At 35.7% G+C, this 16,457-nt stretch carries 13 protein-coding genes; 12 read left to right on the top strand and 1 reads right to left on the bottom strand.

Annotated elements, in window-relative coordinates; translation table 11 throughout:
* Positions 1-1,231, bottom strand: a 1,231-nt coding sequence (locus F6K40_RS20095; protein ID WP_293138880.1) for an SLBB domain-containing protein, incomplete at its 3' end; no start/stop codon positions are given.
* A 194-nt stretch (positions 1,232-1,425) separates the two neighbouring features.
* Here F6K40_RS20095 and F6K40_RS20090 point away from each other — a divergent pair.
* The 12 genes from F6K40_RS20090 to F6K40_RS20035 all read left to right on the top strand — a co-directional run bounded on the left by F6K40_RS20090 (position 1,426) and on the right by F6K40_RS20035 (position 16,414).
* Complete coding sequence (locus tag F6K40_RS20090; RefSeq protein WP_293138879.1) at positions 1,426-2,742, top strand: O-antigen ligase family protein; 1,317 nt, start codon at positions 1,426-1,428, stop codon at positions 2,740-2,742.
* Positions 2,743-3,159: 417 nt separating this feature from the next.
* Positions 3,160-4,464, top strand: coding sequence for a flippase (locus tag F6K40_RS20085; protein WP_293138878.1), 1,305 nt, complete (start codon positions 3,160-3,162; stop codon positions 4,462-4,464).
* Between the two features lie 67 nt (positions 4,465-4,531).
* Entirely contained in the window at positions 4,532-5,482 is a 951-nt protein-coding gene (locus F6K40_RS20080; protein WP_293138877.1) for a glycosyltransferase family 2 protein, read from the top strand.
* 365 nt (positions 5,483-5,847) lie between these two features.
* Positions 5,848-6,411, top strand: a complete 564-nt coding sequence (locus tag F6K40_RS20075) for a class I SAM-dependent methyltransferase (RefSeq protein ID WP_293138876.1) — start codon at positions 5,848-5,850, stop codon at positions 6,409-6,411.
* A gap of 103 nt (positions 6,412-6,514) precedes the next feature.
* Entirely contained in the window at positions 6,515-8,230 is a 1,716-nt protein-coding gene (locus F6K40_RS20070; protein WP_293138875.1) for a right-handed parallel beta-helix repeat-containing protein, read from the top strand.
* Between the two features lie 352 nt (positions 8,231-8,582).
* On the top strand, positions 8,583-8,834 hold the full coding sequence (locus F6K40_RS20065) for a hypothetical protein (RefSeq protein ID WP_293138874.1): 252 nt from the start codon (positions 8,583-8,585) through the stop codon (positions 8,832-8,834).
* A 963-nt stretch (positions 8,835-9,797) separates the two neighbouring features.
* A complete protein-coding gene (locus F6K40_RS20060; protein WP_293138873.1) occupies positions 9,798-10,751 on the top strand; it encodes a class I SAM-dependent methyltransferase in 954 nt (317 codons plus the stop codon).
* 467 nt (positions 10,752-11,218) lie between these two features.
* On the top strand, positions 11,219-12,085 hold the full coding sequence (locus F6K40_RS20055) for a glycosyltransferase family 2 protein (protein ID WP_293138872.1): 867 nt from the start codon (positions 11,219-11,221) through the stop codon (positions 12,083-12,085).
* Positions 12,086-12,287: 202 nt separating this feature from the next.
* Entirely contained in the window at positions 12,288-12,731 is a 444-nt protein-coding gene (locus tag F6K40_RS20050; protein ID WP_293138871.1) for a hypothetical protein, read from the top strand.
* Between the two features lie 184 nt (positions 12,732-12,915).
* The gene (locus F6K40_RS20045) at positions 12,916-14,064 is read left to right on the top strand and encodes a glycosyltransferase family 4 protein (protein WP_365672123.1); all 1,149 of its coding nucleotides are present in this window, start codon (positions 12,916-12,918) and stop codon (positions 14,062-14,064) included.
* Positions 14,065-14,073: 9 nt separating this feature from the next.
* On the top strand, positions 14,074-15,228 hold the full coding sequence (locus tag F6K40_RS20040; RefSeq protein WP_293138869.1) for a glycosyltransferase: 1,155 nt from the start codon (positions 14,074-14,076) through the stop codon (positions 15,226-15,228).
* 22 nt (positions 15,229-15,250) lie between these two features.
* On the top strand, positions 15,251-16,414 hold the full coding sequence (locus F6K40_RS20035) for a glycosyltransferase family 4 protein (protein WP_293138868.1): 1,164 nt from the start codon (positions 15,251-15,253) through the stop codon (positions 16,412-16,414).
* Positions 16,415-16,457 lie beyond the last annotated feature (43 nt).

The following is a 16,457-nucleotide window of genomic DNA, read 5'->3' as shown; positions in this document are numbered from 1 at the left end:
AACCTCCCTTCGCTCTTGGGTTCTCTCCTCCTGCTGCATTCAAAGCCTGATTTAAAGTTGCACCAGAGGGAATTTCTATTAATCCTGGTCTAACAACTTCTCCTACTACACTGACTTGAATAGTAGCAGGAACAAAGTTGGCTTTTGCCACTTCACTAACCTCTCCTGGGGTAATGTTAGTAGTCTTAGGAACAATAAGCGTATCTCCATCTTGAACTATAGTATCTTGATTTATATCTCCTTCTTGTAAGAGTTTCCATAAATCTATGTTAATAATTTGCTCTGTACCAATACTAGTCAAACGTTTTAGTTGAATTTGACGAATATCTGCTGATAACTCTACACCTCCAGCAAGTTGAAGGGAACGAGTAACAGTTGGCAGACCTCCGAGTCTGATTTCAATGGTAGTATTTCCACCTTGGACTACATAGCTTCCTGGACGTTTAACTTCACCTACTACTAAAACAGAACGGGGTTGCGCTATATCAGTAGCCAAGTTGCTCAATGCTAACTGACGTACTTGTGTCAAATTAGAGTTATTGGCAGTAGGAATAAAAATACTATCCCCATCTCGCAGTGTAATGTTTTGACAACCATCGCCATTTGTTATTAGTTGCCACAGATTAATTTGGAACTCTTGTCTACCCCTAGATGTTTGGCCTCGACTTACCTTGACTTGGCTAAGATCGGCAGTTAGGGTAGCTCCTCCAGCCAAGTCGATTGCTTCTGTTATACTGGGATTTTGAATTCCTGGTCTAGGATCTCCTGAACCACTGTTTAAAGGAACTGTATATGCTCCAGGGTTAGCTATTTCTCCAGATATTAAAACGTTTACGGGGCGAGGAGCTACAATACTCACAGATAGCAAGGGAACTTCTTTAAAGAACCGAAGGTACTCAGTGCTAATGACCTTAATAAATTGTTGAATTGTTAGACCACCTACTGATACACTTCCAATCATAGGCATGGATATAGAAGCATCTGCCGGAATCAAATACAGAGCGCTTAATTCTTCTAATTCTAAAAATTTAACATTGATGCGATCGCCAGGCCCTAAAATATATTTTTCTTCCAATTGAGGACAGGTTAGAGCTAAAGTATCTGTAGCTTTCTCTTGCCCAGAAGGAAATTCAGCGCGACTAGAAGATGGCCAAGTAATCAATGCTAAACCTAATAGACTCAGGCTCAAAGCTGGGTCAACTATTTTTCTGACTAAACCGATATAGACCATATTTACTATAACCACTATGGGTATACTCAAAATCTTTTAGTCAAACTTATAATAAATTATATCATTTTCTAGCAGTAGTCTCGGCATAAAACCAAGACTATGAGCAAAAATAAAATAGTTAAGCTATCATATTAACACTTATACACAATATGTAGGCATATCGGCAATCCTAGCATTCTCCAGTCAAAAGGACTATGAAAGAGTTACTGTTTGAACCGATAGTTCTTTGCGTTTTACTTCCTTTAGGAATAGTTTGTCTGTTGCTAGCTTTTCAAATGGCTACCAACAAAAAAATAGTTCCCATTCTCGAAGGTTTATTTCTTCATACCTATCTGTACATGATGAATGGTGTTGGAGTTCCACCTTTTGCTCTCGTAAATCCCAGGTCTTTTGGCGATTACGATCGCGAGATTTCTAGGATGGTACTAGCCTTAACAGTTTATATTTGCGTCATTGTTGTTTTAAAATCTTGGTTTAGCAAAATATTTCCTAATTCCTTATTACTTCTACTTACAAAAGATCCTTTTTTGGGCTTATTTTGCATTTATTTGATGCTGTCGATGTTTTGGTCAGAAACCCCTTTGCTCACCTTCCGAACGTCATTAACATTTTTAGGTGTAGGAGTTGTTTCTGCTCATATTGCCAGAAAATATAGTATGGATGAGATTGCCAAGATAATTCGACGAACTTGTAGCATAATTATGGTAACAAGCGTTTTATATGCTCTTGGTTCCTCTAGTGGAAGACATGAGAAAGGATGGAAAGGAGTTCTAGGTCATCCAATATATTTGGGAAATTTAATGGCTTTAAACATAGCAATGTGGACTGTTAATGCAATTTATAATCCTCAACAACGCCCGTTATCCCTCGTCATTATTGTATTTTCATTGTTAACAATGCAAATGGCTGACTCTTCTGGAGCCTTTCTCAGTTGGGTTACCTGTATGGGAATGGTAGTAATGCTTCGTTTTACCAAACACTTACCCCCAAAACTGGCTTTTAGTTCTGTATTTATTTCCATGATAGTTCTAATTTGTTTTTTCCTTGTATTTAAATACAACGAAGCAGCTATTTACACTGCTATGGGCAAAGAGCCTACGTTGAGTGGACGAACTGACTTCTGGCCTCTGATGATAGAACGAATGAAATTACGTCCCTGGTTTGGTTATGGAGTAAATGGTTTTTGGCAACATTGGCGAGGTGGAGAAAATCCTGCTCATGGTATTGCAACTGTTTGGGGTTGGATTCCTCCTCACGGTCATCACGGGTGGTATGACCTAATCTTGCAGCTAGGGTTAGTCGGATTAATTTTGTTTGTTATTTCTTTTATTAATACAGCTTTTCAAGCTACTTTATATTTGACTCGTGTCAAGCCTGGTGAAGGTTCGTTTTTTCCTTTTTTGTTTTATACTATTTTGATTATGATAAATATGACTGATAGCAATCTTCTGAATTTCAATTTTGGTTGGGTTTATTATATCATTTTATCTATAAGATTACGTCTTAAATAATAAGTAGATAGGCGTTAAAATTTGTCGCTATGTAACAAAATGTAAATTTCCACTAAAATCAACTTTAGGTTCGAGCTTGGAGTTAGTTGACAAAATATAGTTAAGCTTTTTTGTGGATACCTACTTAGAGTTTGCGGAAAAAGCCTTATGGGTAAGGGTAGGATTCAGGAGGAATGAGTGAGGAAGCACGAGGATGAATTATCCCTTGATTTTTATGCCATAGTCAACCCAAAATCCTAACTTGATGCAGCTATTGAGAAGGAAAATATTGTATTTTTTCAAGATAAAAAAGGCTAAAACCTTTACCTATTAATGCTTTGAGTTTTAATATCCAAGCTATTATTTGGCCACAAAATAGCTTGGAGATTAGACCTCTTATCTTAATAGTAAGAGATATTGCTAGAGAGCCAGAAAATAATGTTCAACAAGTTCAATAGATTCTATGAAAAATTAACCCCAGCAACTCGTAAAATAATAACCAATACCACATGGCTTTATTTCGACCGCATCTTTGGCAAAGGCTTGGCTCTTATAATCAGCATTTTGGTAGCTCGCTATTTAGGGCCAACAAAACTAGGAAGCCTATCTTTTGCATTAGCTATTGCCTCTCTAGTGGGCATCGTTGCTAAACTGGGATTAGACCAGTTAATAGTAAGGGATATCGTTAAAGAACCAGAAAATAAAGATGAAATCCTCGGTACTACTTTTATTCTCAAGGTTTTTGGTGGTTTTATTAGTTTATTCCTCACAGTGGGAGTAGTTTTTTTACTGCGTCCACAAGATAGATTAACTCTTTGGTTAGCGGGGATAATTGCTGGAGGAAGTATTTTTTTAGCGTTTGACGTTATCGAATTCTGGTTCGAGTCCCAAGTAGAATCAAAGTATACCGTTATTGCTAAAAGAGGAGCATATATTCTCACTAGCTTGATCACAATTTTACTGGTTCAATTTGAAGCATCTCTTTTACCATTTGCTGGGATAAGGACATTAGAAGCAATTTTAATAGGAGTAGGACTGGTATCTATGTTTCAGACTCGCCATTCCTTGAAAGCATGGCGTTGGAACTTTAAGCGTGGTATAGCCCTTTTAAAAGAAAGCTGGCCTTTGATTTTTACGAGTTTAGCTATTACAATTTACATGAGAGTAGATACAATCATGCTTTGGGAAATAACAGGAGACGACTCAGTAGGAGTTTATTCTGCTGCTGTAAAAATATCAGAAGCATGGTATTTTATTGCTACATCTCTAGTAGCTTCAGTATTTCCTTCTATTGTTAAAGCCAAAGAAGTTAACGAAAAACTCTACTACAAAAAATTACAACAGCTATTTAACCTAATGGCATTAATAGGTTATGTGATCGCCATCCCCATGACATTTTTCTCAACTCCTTTAGTATTACTTTTGTACGGCCCAAATTATCTAGATTCTGGCAATATTTTAGCAGTACATATATGGGCAGCATTATTTGCATTTATGGGAGTAGTTCAAATCCCTTGGAATATTACAGAAGGTTTAACTAAATTGTATTTAGCAAGAACTTTAGTGGGAATGCTTTCTAATGTCGTGCTTAATATATTTTTGATTCCTCTATATCAGGGATTAGGGGCAGCGATCGCTACTGTTATTTCTTATGCAGTTTCAGGTTTTTTCGCAAACTTATTCGATCCTAGAACAAGAAAAATATTTAAACTCCAAGCTAAATCATTAATATTTCTCAAATAAAGGTACTTTCATTGAGAATATTTTTCTGAAAACAGCAAACAAAAATTAGAACAAAGAAGAATTTTTTATGAAGGATTGGCAATTAAAAACTCCAGTTGTATTTCTAATATTCAATAGACCAGACACAACAGAAAAAGTTTTTGAAGTAATTCGTCAAGCTAAACCCCCTAAACTTCTTGTAGTAGCAGATGGTCCTCGTGTAGATAGACCCGAAGACATTGAAAAATGTGCTGCTGCTAGAGCAGTCATAGATCGCGTAGACTGGGATTGCCAAGTCTTAACCAATTACTCTGAAACAAATTTAGGTTGTCAGGAACGTGTGGCTAGTGGTTTAGATTGGGCATTTGACAATGCTGAAGAAGCAATTATTTTAGAAGATGATTGTGTTCCTCACATTACATTCTTTCGATACTGTGAAGAACTACTTGAATACTACCGTGATGACAAAAGAATTATGGTAATTTCCGGTCAAAATGTTCAATTTGGCCGCAAAAGATGTGATTATAGTTACTACTTTTCTCGCTATAATCACATCTGGGGATGGGCGAGTTGGAAAAGAGCTTGGGAATATTATGATTTTGATATGAAACTCTGGCCGAAACTACGGGAAGATGGCTGGCTTAAAGACATATTAACAGACCCTCATTTTGTCAAAGTTTGGACTTATGCTTTTGATTCTGTTTATAATGGCAAAATCAATACTTGGGATCACAGATGGACATTTTCTTGTTGGATTAATAGTGGTCTTACTGTTCTTCCTAATGTTAACTTGATAACAAATATTGGGGCAGGTAGGGATGATGCAACTCATACTAAAAAAGTTTATGCATATAGTAGTATTCCTGCCGAAGAGATGACTTTCCCTCTTAAGCATCCAGACTTTATGATTAGAGATGCGATAGCTGATGATTTTAGTCAAGATTTATACTATGATTACAAAGCTAAATTCTGGAAACGAGTGAGAATTAAATTGCAAAATATCTTGAAAATTCAAGATTCAAGATATAAAATCCAGTAGGCACTTCAACAAATTAACTCATACTTTCAAAGTTTAACTTGGTTAAGCAAAAAAATCTTAGCTTTTGTCTCTTGTATCTGCTGAAAAACTTTATTTCAACAGATTATGATATGTAATTCTTAGATTTTACTTGTAAACTTAATTCAAAATAAAGCTCAATAGTAATGAACTATCTAAAGTCAAAAATTAAAAATTTTTTACCTGAAAAATATGTCTTTTTTTATAGATACTTGCGTGACTTGGTAAGAGGATTGCTGCACATTGGTAATAAAGTTTATTGCCCTGTATGTAACGGACACTATAGAAAATTCTTAGTGGCGCACTCAATTAACAAGCCTAACGAACAATGCCCCAGGTGTGGTTCCATGAAAAGACATCGCTTGTTATGGCTTTATCTGAAAAACAAAACGAATTTTTTTGATGAAGATTTAAAAGTCTTGCACTTTGCTCCCGAATACTCTTTTTACCGAAGGTTTGCTAATCAGAAAAACTTGGATTACATTAGTGCAGACCTTTATTCGCCACGGGCAATGGTAAAAATGGATATTACAAATATTCTTTATGAAGACAATTTGTTTGATGTAATTATATGCAGCCATGTCTTAGAACACATACCAGATGACAGAAAAGCTATGTCAGAATTATGGAGGGTTTTAAAACATGGTGGTTGGGCAATTTTGCAAGTTCCAATAGATATTAATAGTCAAGAAACACTTGAAGATCCAAATATACAATCACCTGAAGATAGACTACGTTTCTATGGACTAGAAGATCATGTAAGAATGTATGGGCTTGACTACAAAGATAGGCTCGAAGAAGTAGGATTTACAGTCAAAGTAGATGAATATGTCAAAGAATTAGGCAGTGATATAATTGAAAAGTATGGCTTGATGGAAACGGAAAACATATATCTATGTATTAAACAGTAATCTACTATAAATAAAATATTTTGGGTGCATCTTTCAAATGATGGATAATGGATAATTAAAACTATCTCTTGATGTATACTTTATATCTGTGACAAAAAGTTGGATGATAAACTTAAAAAAATATTTTTTATTGATTGTCTGTAGCATATTAACTACAGTAATTATTACTGGAATATTAAATCATATTTTTACTAATCATCAAAATCAAATAAGTTCGGATACTGTCCTAAATAATTATGAATTTGTTAAAGACTTTGTTAAATATGAACCAGAAAATAACAATCCAGTAGATGAAGAATTAGTCAGTCAAATTATATATATTAATCCCCAGAATATTAAAGCTTCAGATAGTAATCCAGGAACAGAAGAATTACCACTAATAACCTTAACTAAAGCCACTGAAATTGCTAAACAAAACTATCAAAATAATCTCGGTACAAAGGTAATAATTTATCCTGGAATTTATCGAGAAAGTGTAAATTTTTTTATTGAAGATAAAAAACAGAACGCCCCCATAATATTTGAAGCTAAGGAACCAGGAAAAGTAATCATTTCTGGTTCAGATATCTGGAAAAATTGGACTCAAGAGCCAAACTCAAAAATATATACCCATAATTGGCCCTATAAATGGAAAGTAGGCGAAAATCCTTGGGCAAAAGATATAGAGGTAAAGCCAATTGTGCGCCGAAAAGAAATAGTTTTTGTTAACGGCAAATTGTTAAAGCAAAAACTTTCATTCAATAAACTAAAAGAAGGGAATTTTTACATATCTGAAGAGGCAGAAAAAATTTATATCTATCCTGAATCAGGAACAGATATGGAAAACAGTACTATTGAAGTAGGCACTCGTAACACTCTTTTTTATAGCAAAGGAATTAGTAATGTGGTTATTAGAGGCATCACTTTTCAACACGCTACTTCAAATTTTTTTAGAGATTCAGCAGTTTTAATTAGTTCTGGTGACAATATATTAGTCGAAAATAGTCAGTTTTTATGGAATAATTGGCAAGGTTTATATCTTTATGATTGCCAAAATGCTATAGTTAGAAAAGTCACTGCCAACTACAATGGTGAAAGGGGAATAGCCGGTTATAAATTAAGAAATGCTCTTTATGAAGATGTCGAAAGCTCTTATAATAACTGGCGGGGTAATTGGGGTGGCTTTTATGGTTGGGATGCAGGTCAGAAGTTTTTCTTCTTACGAAATGTAACGTTTCGTAGATACAAAGCAGTAGGCAATATGGCCTCTGGACTTTGGTTGGATTCAGATAATATCAATGTCTGGATTGATAGATCGCAGATATGTAATAATTTTCAGACAGGTTTGTACATAGAAACAAGCTATAATATTTTAGTAACTAATAGCAAGATTTGTCGCAACCGTGCCGACCCTAATGATGCATTTCATCATCCCGGTATAATTGGTTCCAATGCCAGTCATGTTACTTTAGAAAACAATTTAATATGTGGAAATGAACGTTCCCAAATTAAAGTTTATGTAAATAAGAAACGTCAAATTACAGATGGTTATACAGAAGAGAAATATTTCCTGAATAATGATAATTGGGTTTTAAAAAATAACAAAATAATTAGTGAAAATGCTAGTCAACTTTTAATTTATTTGCAGCCAAGTTGGCAAGCGTTTACAGGTAGTTGGATTAGTAAAAATAATACTTGGTACAATCCTGATACTCCCAATTCATTTCAGATTAGAGACAACAGAGAAAAAGCTAAAAGCCTTCAGGAATGGCAATCAATAGTTGGTTTAGACAAGGAATCTGTATTTGCTAAACCTCAAGGTAAATTAGATTGTATGTAAGCATTCAGTTATTAGCAGTCAGTTAGCCTCCTGGGTCGTAACTTCGTTAACAGATGCATAAAATTATGTAAGCAACGACTAGCTGACGGCTGAATGCTTACCATTGTATTTGAGTTGTTTTTGATAAGTTGTGGCTTTGAAAATAATTCAGAAAACTAAAGGTAAATTATGAAATTGACTAAAAGGCTTTTTTGTCTAAAAATATGTTTAACGCAAACTAACTATTATTATCATCAAGAAAAATTGTATGAAGAGATTTTCAATTCTCCCTAGATGAGAAAGCCTTTTGTATATAATCCTTTATCAATAAAGATTGATTAACTAACTCAGTAATTTTATCAAATAGAAATCTATGGCGTTTCTTTCAAAAGAGAAAATTTATAAATTACTTAATGAAAAAAATTCGGGTCAAAGGTATGTAGCTAGAAAGCTCTTTAATCTATTTCAGTCTCTAGGTTTTCATGTTGTAGGAGACCACTTTTATGAGATAATTCCCAATACTAAAGAAATACATAAAAAACATCACGATGAACCTCGAAATTTGCCGTTTTTAGCAGAAGTTTTACCCAAGGCAGAGAGAGGCAGAGATTGTATCTATCCTTGAGAAATGGGGTTATGAATTCTACGAAACATCCACAAAATATGGTTATAAAGAAAAGAATTACTACTTTTCAGGGGTTGATGCAATTGCTTTATATTGTTTAATCCGAGATTAGAAACCAAAACGAATAATTGAAATTGGACAAGGCTCTTCCACCTCTGTATTCGTTTCAGCTATTTCTAAAAATTATCAAGAAACCCAATTAATTACAGAATTTATTTCCATCGATCCTTACAATCGTTTTGAATTTCAAGAAATTGAAGGAGTGAAATTTGTTAATATTCGCGACAGCTTACAAAACGTTTCTAAGGAGACATTTTTATCTCTATAAGATTGTTATCCTTAAGGGAAACAGGAGAAAAATATATATATTTACTTCCTGATATTGAGTTTTAAGAAATAATAAGAAATAATATGATTGTTGGGGAAAAAGTTGACCAGATGTTAATTATTTCTTCAACCTAACGAACAAGGCTTGGTAAATAATTTAGTATCAGATGGTAATATTTGGTACAGTCGAGACAATTAGCAAGTATTTCAGATTAGTGTAAGAAATAGAGATAGAGAAGATTTTAAGAAATGGCAAGAATTAACTGGTCAAGAACAAACATCGGTATTTGCTTCTCCACCAGAAAACTATAGTTGCGGTAAATAGTAAATTTGAGTTAGACTGATGCTCAATGGGGTGCTAATTACTTAATTTTTTTTGTTAAAATTGGTAGGGCGTGTCAAACTTTGAAGAAAAAGAATCGGTTTATATAATCATACCAGTTCATAATCGCAAGCATCTGACCCTTGGGTGTCTTGAAAATCTCACAAAAACAGGCGATCGCGAGGAAAAGTGGAACAAGAATTTACCCTCGAAGTTTAAGTCCAAGCTTATATAAAATTGTACGAGGATTTTTTAAGTTCTTGTTAGACTAACGAGTTTTTTGTCAATAAAGATTGATGAAGTAAGTCAGTAATTTGATCAAACATAAGGATAAATCTATGGCGTTTCTTTCAAAAGAGAAAATTTATAAATTACTTAATGAAAAAAATGGCGGTCAACGGTATGTAGCTAGAAAGCTCTTTAATTTATTTCAGTCTCTAGGTTTTCATGTTGTAGGAGACCACTTTTATGAGATAATTCCCAATACTAAAGAAATACATAAAAAATATCACGATAAACCTCGAAATTTACCGTTTTTAGAAAAAGTTTTACCCAAGGCAGAGGCAGAGATTGTATCCATGCTTGAGAAATGGGGTTATGAATTCTACGAAACATCCACAAAATATGGTTATAAAGAAAAGAATTATTACTTTTCAGGGGTTGATGCAATTGCTTTATATTGTTTAATCCGAGATTGGAAACCAAAACGAATAATTGAAATTGGACAAGGCTCTTCCACCTCTGTATTCGTTTCAGCTATTTCTAAAAATTATCAAGAAACCCAATTAATTACAGAATTTATTTCAATCGATCCTTACAATCGTTTTGAATTTCAAGAAATTGAAGGAGTTAAATTTGTTAATATTCGCGACAGCTTACAAAACGTTTCTAAGGAAACATTTTTATCTCTAGATGAATCCGATTTTTTGTTTGTAGATAGTAGTCATGTTTATAAATTCGGTAGTGATGTAGAATATTTATTTGAAGAAATTTATCCTCAAATTAAACCAGGAGTCAATATTCACATACACGATATTTTTTCACCATACCATTATCCTCTTAGTTGGTATGTGAAAGAAAAAAGGTTTTGGAACGAACAATATTACTTAGAGCTTTTTATGCAGTTTAACTCAAAATTTAATGTTACTATACCAATTTACTTTATGACTAGAAATTCAAATATTTTGAAGGAAAAATGTCAATCTATTTGTACCTATGAAAATTTTAAATTTGCAGGCAACTCTTTATATTTGAGGAGAGTTAGTTAGGGAATGGGATGCCATAGTTGCAAGAAAATTAACCTTTTTGTTTGAGCGAAAAAAATCTTTCTGTAATTTGTTGCCAATGGGTATTCTGATAATATAGGAGGAAATAAAACGTATTTTTTAACTAATTAATCGGGAAAGTCTGATTCATTAGAGTTGTTGGGAATCAAACATAAAAATGGCGAAAATCTTTGTCAGTAAAGGTTTATAATGTTTTCTTTCCTAAAATCCTGAAACTCTTAGAGAGTGTTTGTCAACTAAAGATGAAGACTTTTAAAGTGCTTAATGTTGGGTGGATTATGGCGTCAACTTAAATTTTGGCTACGATTCATAGTTATTATCACCTAATCAACCCTACGCCTGGATTTAATATTCCTTTTAGAGACAGTCTCTTATATAGTAAATTTGGGCTAGACTGATTCTCAATCGGGTGCAGATTACTTAATTATTGTTGTTAAAAATTGGTAGGTATGTCAAACTTTGAAGAAAAAGAATCGGTTTATATCATCATACCAGTTCATAATCGCAAGCATCTGACCCTTGGGTGTCTTGAAAATCTGACAAAAACAGGCGATCGCCAAAAATATCATATTGTAGTAATAGATGATGGTTCCACAGATGGAACTACCGAAGAGATTAACGCTCAATATCCAGATGTAATAGTATTGCCCGGAGATGGAGATTTGTGGTGGACAGGAGCGATCACTACAGGAATGGAATATGCTTACGAAAAGGGTGCAGAATACTTTATTTGGCTAAATGATGATTCTTTGCCGGAGGTAAATACCTTACCATTCTTAATAGAATTTGCCAGCAAAAATCCTGATACAATTGTAAGTCCGACCTGCTATAACCTTGACGAAAAAAAAATAGAAGATAATGGTTTTAGGGGGAGAAAAACTTATTCTGCTAGTCCTGGTGAAAAAATATTTGTTGAGGGAATGTGTGGCTGGTGTACGGTAATTCCCAGGTCAGTTTTCAGCAAAATAGGACCACCAAATGCCAAGAGGTTTCCACAGTATTCGGGAGATGATACATATACCTTAAAGGCAACTCGTTCTGGATTTAAAGCTTGTATTTTAGGGGATGTAAAGGTTAATCTTGTAGGTCCTGTTCGTCAAGTTCATAAAGTTAAAAACTATATAAAACCGAATGTTACCCCTGTAGCAGCATTCAAGAGCTTATTTTGGACTAAAAAATCTCCATATTACATGCCTAGTAGGTTCTTCTACCATACGGAAAAGTATGGAAATGTTTTAGGGTCATTGTTGTTTGGGGTGAAAATAGCTCGATGGATGATAGAATTGACATCTAACTTTCTACGAGAGAATAAATAGTGATTGGGTTGCTCTTTTGCTGAAAATTCTCTTCCCAAAATGCCTCAACTTTTAAACTAGATTTTATCTAGTTAGTTTTCCGCACAATCATGGCATGCATTCAACTCTTTGGCAAAAAATATTTGTAACCTCCAAAGTCTCATGCTAGATTTATTGTTTTTGAGTTAAAGCTCTTTTGCATTCTAGATTTTCATATTTAACAATGATAGATAACTTAGACTTCAAGTACCTCAGAGCAAAATGGAATTATCTCAAAGGTCATGCAGCATTTAAAAAAGCGCCATTAGAAACAATTTGGCGTCTGTTCTATTGGGCAGTAAATTGTCAGTTAGGAATTCCAAAAACTATAAAATTACAGAAGTGGGGATGCAATTTTTTCTTACCTCCCAAGTTTACAGCGGCAGGGTCTACAGGGGTTTTTGTTCTGCGAGAAGACTACGAACCAGAGTTAGCTTATTTGGAGCAAGTTCTTTCACCTGGAAAGGTGTTTGTAGATGGAGGAGCTAATTTTGGAATTTATACGATAGTTGCTAGAGCGTGTCATCAATTAAATCTGAAAGATATACATGGCAAGAGTTTTGGGATGCTAGGTCAAGAAATACTTCAGACGCTAAAAACTTTGACTGACAAAGCGTTTAACCTCTAATTGATGACAGACCCTAGCTTATTTAGCACCAATGCAATAAGTTTTTCCAAGTAAACCCCATTTCTTAAAGACCTTCTTTATTTTGTAAAAAGGTAAGTTACTTATGAGAGTCCTTCTGTCTACCTACGCTTGCCGGCCTAACGAGGGGTCTGAGCCTGGAGTTGGCTGGAACGTAGTCCAGCAAATGACCAAATATCATCAGATTTGGGCCATAACTAGAGAAGATAATCGTCCCAGTATTGAAGCAGAACTAGCCAAACACCCCAATCCTAATCTCCAATTTGTATATTATGACTTTCCATCTTGGGCCACATGGTGGAACAAAGAACTGCGAGGGGTGCAACTACACTACTACCTCTGGCAAATAGGAATCTACTTCGTAGTTAAAAAACTGCACCGCGAGATTAACTTTGACTTGATGCACCATGTAACCTACGTTAAGTATTGGTCTCCAAGCTTCATTGCCTTACTTCCTGTTCCCTTTATTTGGGGACCAGTAGGAGGGGGAGAATCAACACCACAGACTTTCTGGCAAGCTTTTACCCTTCGGCAAAAGACTTACGAAACACTGCGAGACATAGCTCGTTGGGTGGCAGAACGCGACTGGTTTGTGCATCAAACAGCCAAACACAGCGTTTTAGCATTGGCTACTACTAAAGAAACGGCAGCACGCTTGCAGGTTCTCAATGTTAGAAAAGTTGAGGTTGTTGGACAATGCGGGCTAAATTACCAAGAAATAGAGCAACTTGGAAATTTACCCAGTGCGCCGGATTTTCCAATTAGGTTCATAAGTATTGGACGTCTTTTACACTGGAAGGGGTTTAATCTTGGTTTGGAGGCATTTGCTTCGGCCAAACTAAACGAAGCAGAATATTGGATTGTCGGTGATGGCCCCGAACGAAAACGACTTGAACAACAGGTAGAAAAATTAGGGATTAGCTCTCAAGTCACATTTTGGGGAAAGCTTCCACGGCAGGAAACTTTAAATAAGCTAGGAGAGTGCCACGTGCTGGTTCATCCCAGTCTGCACGATTCAGGAGGATTTGTTTGCTTGGAGGCAATGGCATCCAGTCTTCCAGTGGTTTGTCTAGACTTGGGAGGACCAGCTACTATGGTGACTGAAGAGACTGGCTTCAAAGTAGCTGCTAATGAAATAATTGATACGGTAAGTAAATTAGCTGATGCTATGACTTGTTTATCTAAGGAAGCAGAACTACGACTTCGTATGGGATTAGCTGCTCAAAGTAGAATTAAAGAGCTATATAATTGGGAATCTAAAGGGAAATTATTAGCTGATATTTATCAGGAAATCCAAGAAAAATCCTCAAAGTAACAATGATTGATGCGTATTTATTTTTATGTGAAAGTATTCCCACCAAATGGCAAACCCTTAGATAGAGGCATAAGTAAAGCTGTAGATGGTCTGGCTGATGGCTTACAAGAATGTGGGGTTAAAGTAACTATTTTCTGTGAAGGCGATCGAGATAGTTATTGTCAAACCGATAAAGGAGTTGAAATTCGATGTTTTGCTAATAAATTAAAGAATGACAAGCTTTTTTTTGTGTCAAATAAATTAAAGCTTTACATCGAACAATATCCCTCAGATTTGGTAATTCTTAACGCTGTATTTCATCCTAGCGTTTATGTTTTGTCTCGTTTTTTAAAAAAGTTGCAAATTCCTTATTTGGCCTGCCCTCACGACCCCTATCATCCTTCTATTTTTAGCAAAAATGCACACTTGAAATGGCCTTACTGGTATCTTCTCGAAAGCTCTATGTTGAGGCAAGCAAAAGCCATACAAGTATTAGATATTCGTCACGGGGAATTTTTACGTCGCTTGAGGATTAAGACACCTGTTATCGAAGTCCCCAATGGCTTTCATCCTGAAGATGTTTTACCCGAGTCAAAATTGCAGTGGCGGAAAAATAGTCCTCCCAAACTATTATTTTTAGGTCGAATAGATTATTATAATAAAGGACTCGATCTACTATTGGAAGCCTTTGCTCAAATTGTTATAGAAAAAAATATAGATGCTCATCTGACGATTCAAGGACCGGATTGGGGAGACAGAAAAATGCTCGAAAAGAAGGGGGAAAAACTTGGCATTTCAGAAAAATTATCTTTTTTAAAACCAGATTTTCGGGTTTCTCCTAGTTCAATAATTATTAACTACGATATATTTTGCCTTCCTTCACGTTTTGAAGGTTTTGGGTTGTCTGCATTAGAAGCAATGCTAGCTGGTAGAGTTTTATTAGTTTCTGAGGTTGGAGGAATTGCACCACACGTTAGCTTAAGTGGTTGTGGTGTAGTTGTCAAGTCAGAAATAGTTAGTATAAAAAATGGCTTGGAGAAACTTTTAGAATGTCGTTCGGAGTGGCAGGAAATGGGTATGGCAGGAAGACGTTATGTACTGGAAAATTTGCATTGGCAGCAAATTGCTAGTACGGCATTAGAAGAGTATAAACAAATATTAGCTAGCTCTAATATGAGTAAATAAAACACGATTATTGGATGCAATTATGCGGATTCTAAGCATACATAATCTCTATCAAATTCGTGGTGGAGAAGATGAGTCTCGGGAGACAGAAGAGCGTTTGCTTCGAGCAAAAGGACATCATGTTGATGTTTATGAAGAAAATAACAAGCGTGTCCCTACCTTGGGCAAACTGCAGCTTGCCTTCAGAACTATTTGGTCAGTGGAAAGTTATAAAACTGTCAGAAATCTCTTGAGAAAGGGCAATTACGATCTGATTCATGTCCAGAATTTTTTTCCCTTAATCTCTCCTTCAGTGTATTATGCTGCAAAAGCAGAAGGAGTACCTGTAGTTCAGACTATCCGAAACTACCGCCTGCTATGTCCCAATTCTCAGTTTTTCCGAGAAGGGAGGGTTTGCGAGGATTGTTTGGGCAAGTTTGTTCCTTGGCCTGGGGTGCTTCACGCTTGTTATCGAGATAGTAGGCCTACCACTGCTGTAGTGGCCGCAATGCTGACAGTACACCGGATTATGGCCACTTGGGAAAAAATGGTGGATGTTTACATTACTTTGACAGAGTTTGCATCCCAGAAGTTGATTGAGGGGGGTTTGCCATCTAACAAGATTGTTGTTAAGCCTAACTTTGTTTTGTCTGACCCTGGCCCTGGTGCGGGTAGTGGTGGTTATGCTCTGTTTGTTGGTCGGCTTTCCAGGGAAAAAGGACTTGATACTGTTTTAGGAGCATGGGAGCTTTTACAAGAAAAGATTCCTCTAAAGATTGTGGGTGATGGACCTTTAGCAGAAATGGTGCAAGAAGCAGCTTTGAGAATTCCTGAAGTGGAATGGTTGGGGCGACGTCCCTTGCCAGAAGTCTACGAACTTATGGGAGAAGCGAAGTTTCTAATTTTTTCTTCAGAATGGTATGAAACTTTTGGGCGGGTGGCAGTTGAGGCTTTTGCTAAAGGAACTCCTGTAATTGCTGCTAATATTGGAGCGATCGCTGAATTAGTTGAATCAGGCCACACTGGCTTGTTGTTTCGCCCGGGGGATCGACAAGATTTAATTAGACAGATAGAATATGCTCATACTCATCCTGAAGAACTGATGCAAATGCGTAGGAAGGCCAGGGCTGAGTTTGAAGCTAAATATACCCCAGAAGAAAACTATCGTCAACTTATGAGAATTTATCAAAATTTAGTTAATAAATAATAAATAAGGGTGCATTTTTGATTTCTACTACTTGAAAATAGCC

The sequence above is a fragment of the Okeania sp. SIO3I5 genome, from assembly GCF_010672085.1.
In the GTDB taxonomy this organism is placed as follows: domain Bacteria; phylum Cyanobacteriota; class Cyanobacteriia; order Cyanobacteriales; family Microcoleaceae; genus Trichodesmium.
Note: the sequence above shows the minus strand (reverse complement) of the source record. Positions and strands in the feature narration are given on the sequence as shown.

Excerpts from the sequence above, each read along its gene's own strand:
- F6K40_RS20050 (WP_293138871.1), top strand. The coding sequence starts at position 12,288 with ATGATAGATAACTTAGACTTCAAGTACCTCAGAGCAAAATGGAATTAT.
- F6K40_RS20090 (WP_293138879.1), top strand. The coding sequence starts at position 1,426 with ATGAAAGAGTTACTGTTTGAACCGATAGTTCTTTGCGTTTTACTTCCT.
- F6K40_RS20035 (WP_293138868.1), top strand. The coding sequence starts at position 15,251 with ATGCGGATTCTAAGCATACATAATCTCTATCAAATTCGTGGTGGAGAA.
- F6K40_RS20040 (WP_293138869.1), top strand. The coding sequence starts at position 14,074 with ATGCGTATTTATTTTTATGTGAAAGTATTCCCACCAAATGGCAAACCC.
- F6K40_RS20070 (WP_293138875.1), top strand. The coding sequence starts at position 6,515 with ATGATAAACTTAAAAAAATATTTTTTATTGATTGTCTGTAGCATATTA.
- F6K40_RS20065 (WP_293138874.1), top strand. The coding sequence starts at position 8,583 with ATGGCGTTTCTTTCAAAAGAGAAAATTTATAAATTACTTAATGAAAAA.
- F6K40_RS20080 (WP_293138877.1), top strand. The coding sequence starts at position 4,532 with ATGAAGGATTGGCAATTAAAAACTCCAGTTGTATTTCTAATATTCAAT.
- F6K40_RS20075 (WP_293138876.1), top strand. The coding sequence starts at position 5,848 with ATGAAAAGACATCGCTTGTTATGGCTTTATCTGAAAAACAAAACGAAT.
- F6K40_RS20055 (WP_293138872.1), top strand. The coding sequence starts at position 11,219 with ATGTCAAACTTTGAAGAAAAAGAATCGGTTTATATCATCATACCAGTT.
- F6K40_RS20045 (WP_365672123.1), top strand. The coding sequence starts at position 12,916 with ATGACCAAATATCATCAGATTTGGGCCATAACTAGAGAAGATAATCGT.
- F6K40_RS20085 (WP_293138878.1), top strand. The coding sequence starts at position 3,160 with ATGTTCAACAAGTTCAATAGATTCTATGAAAAATTAACCCCAGCAACT.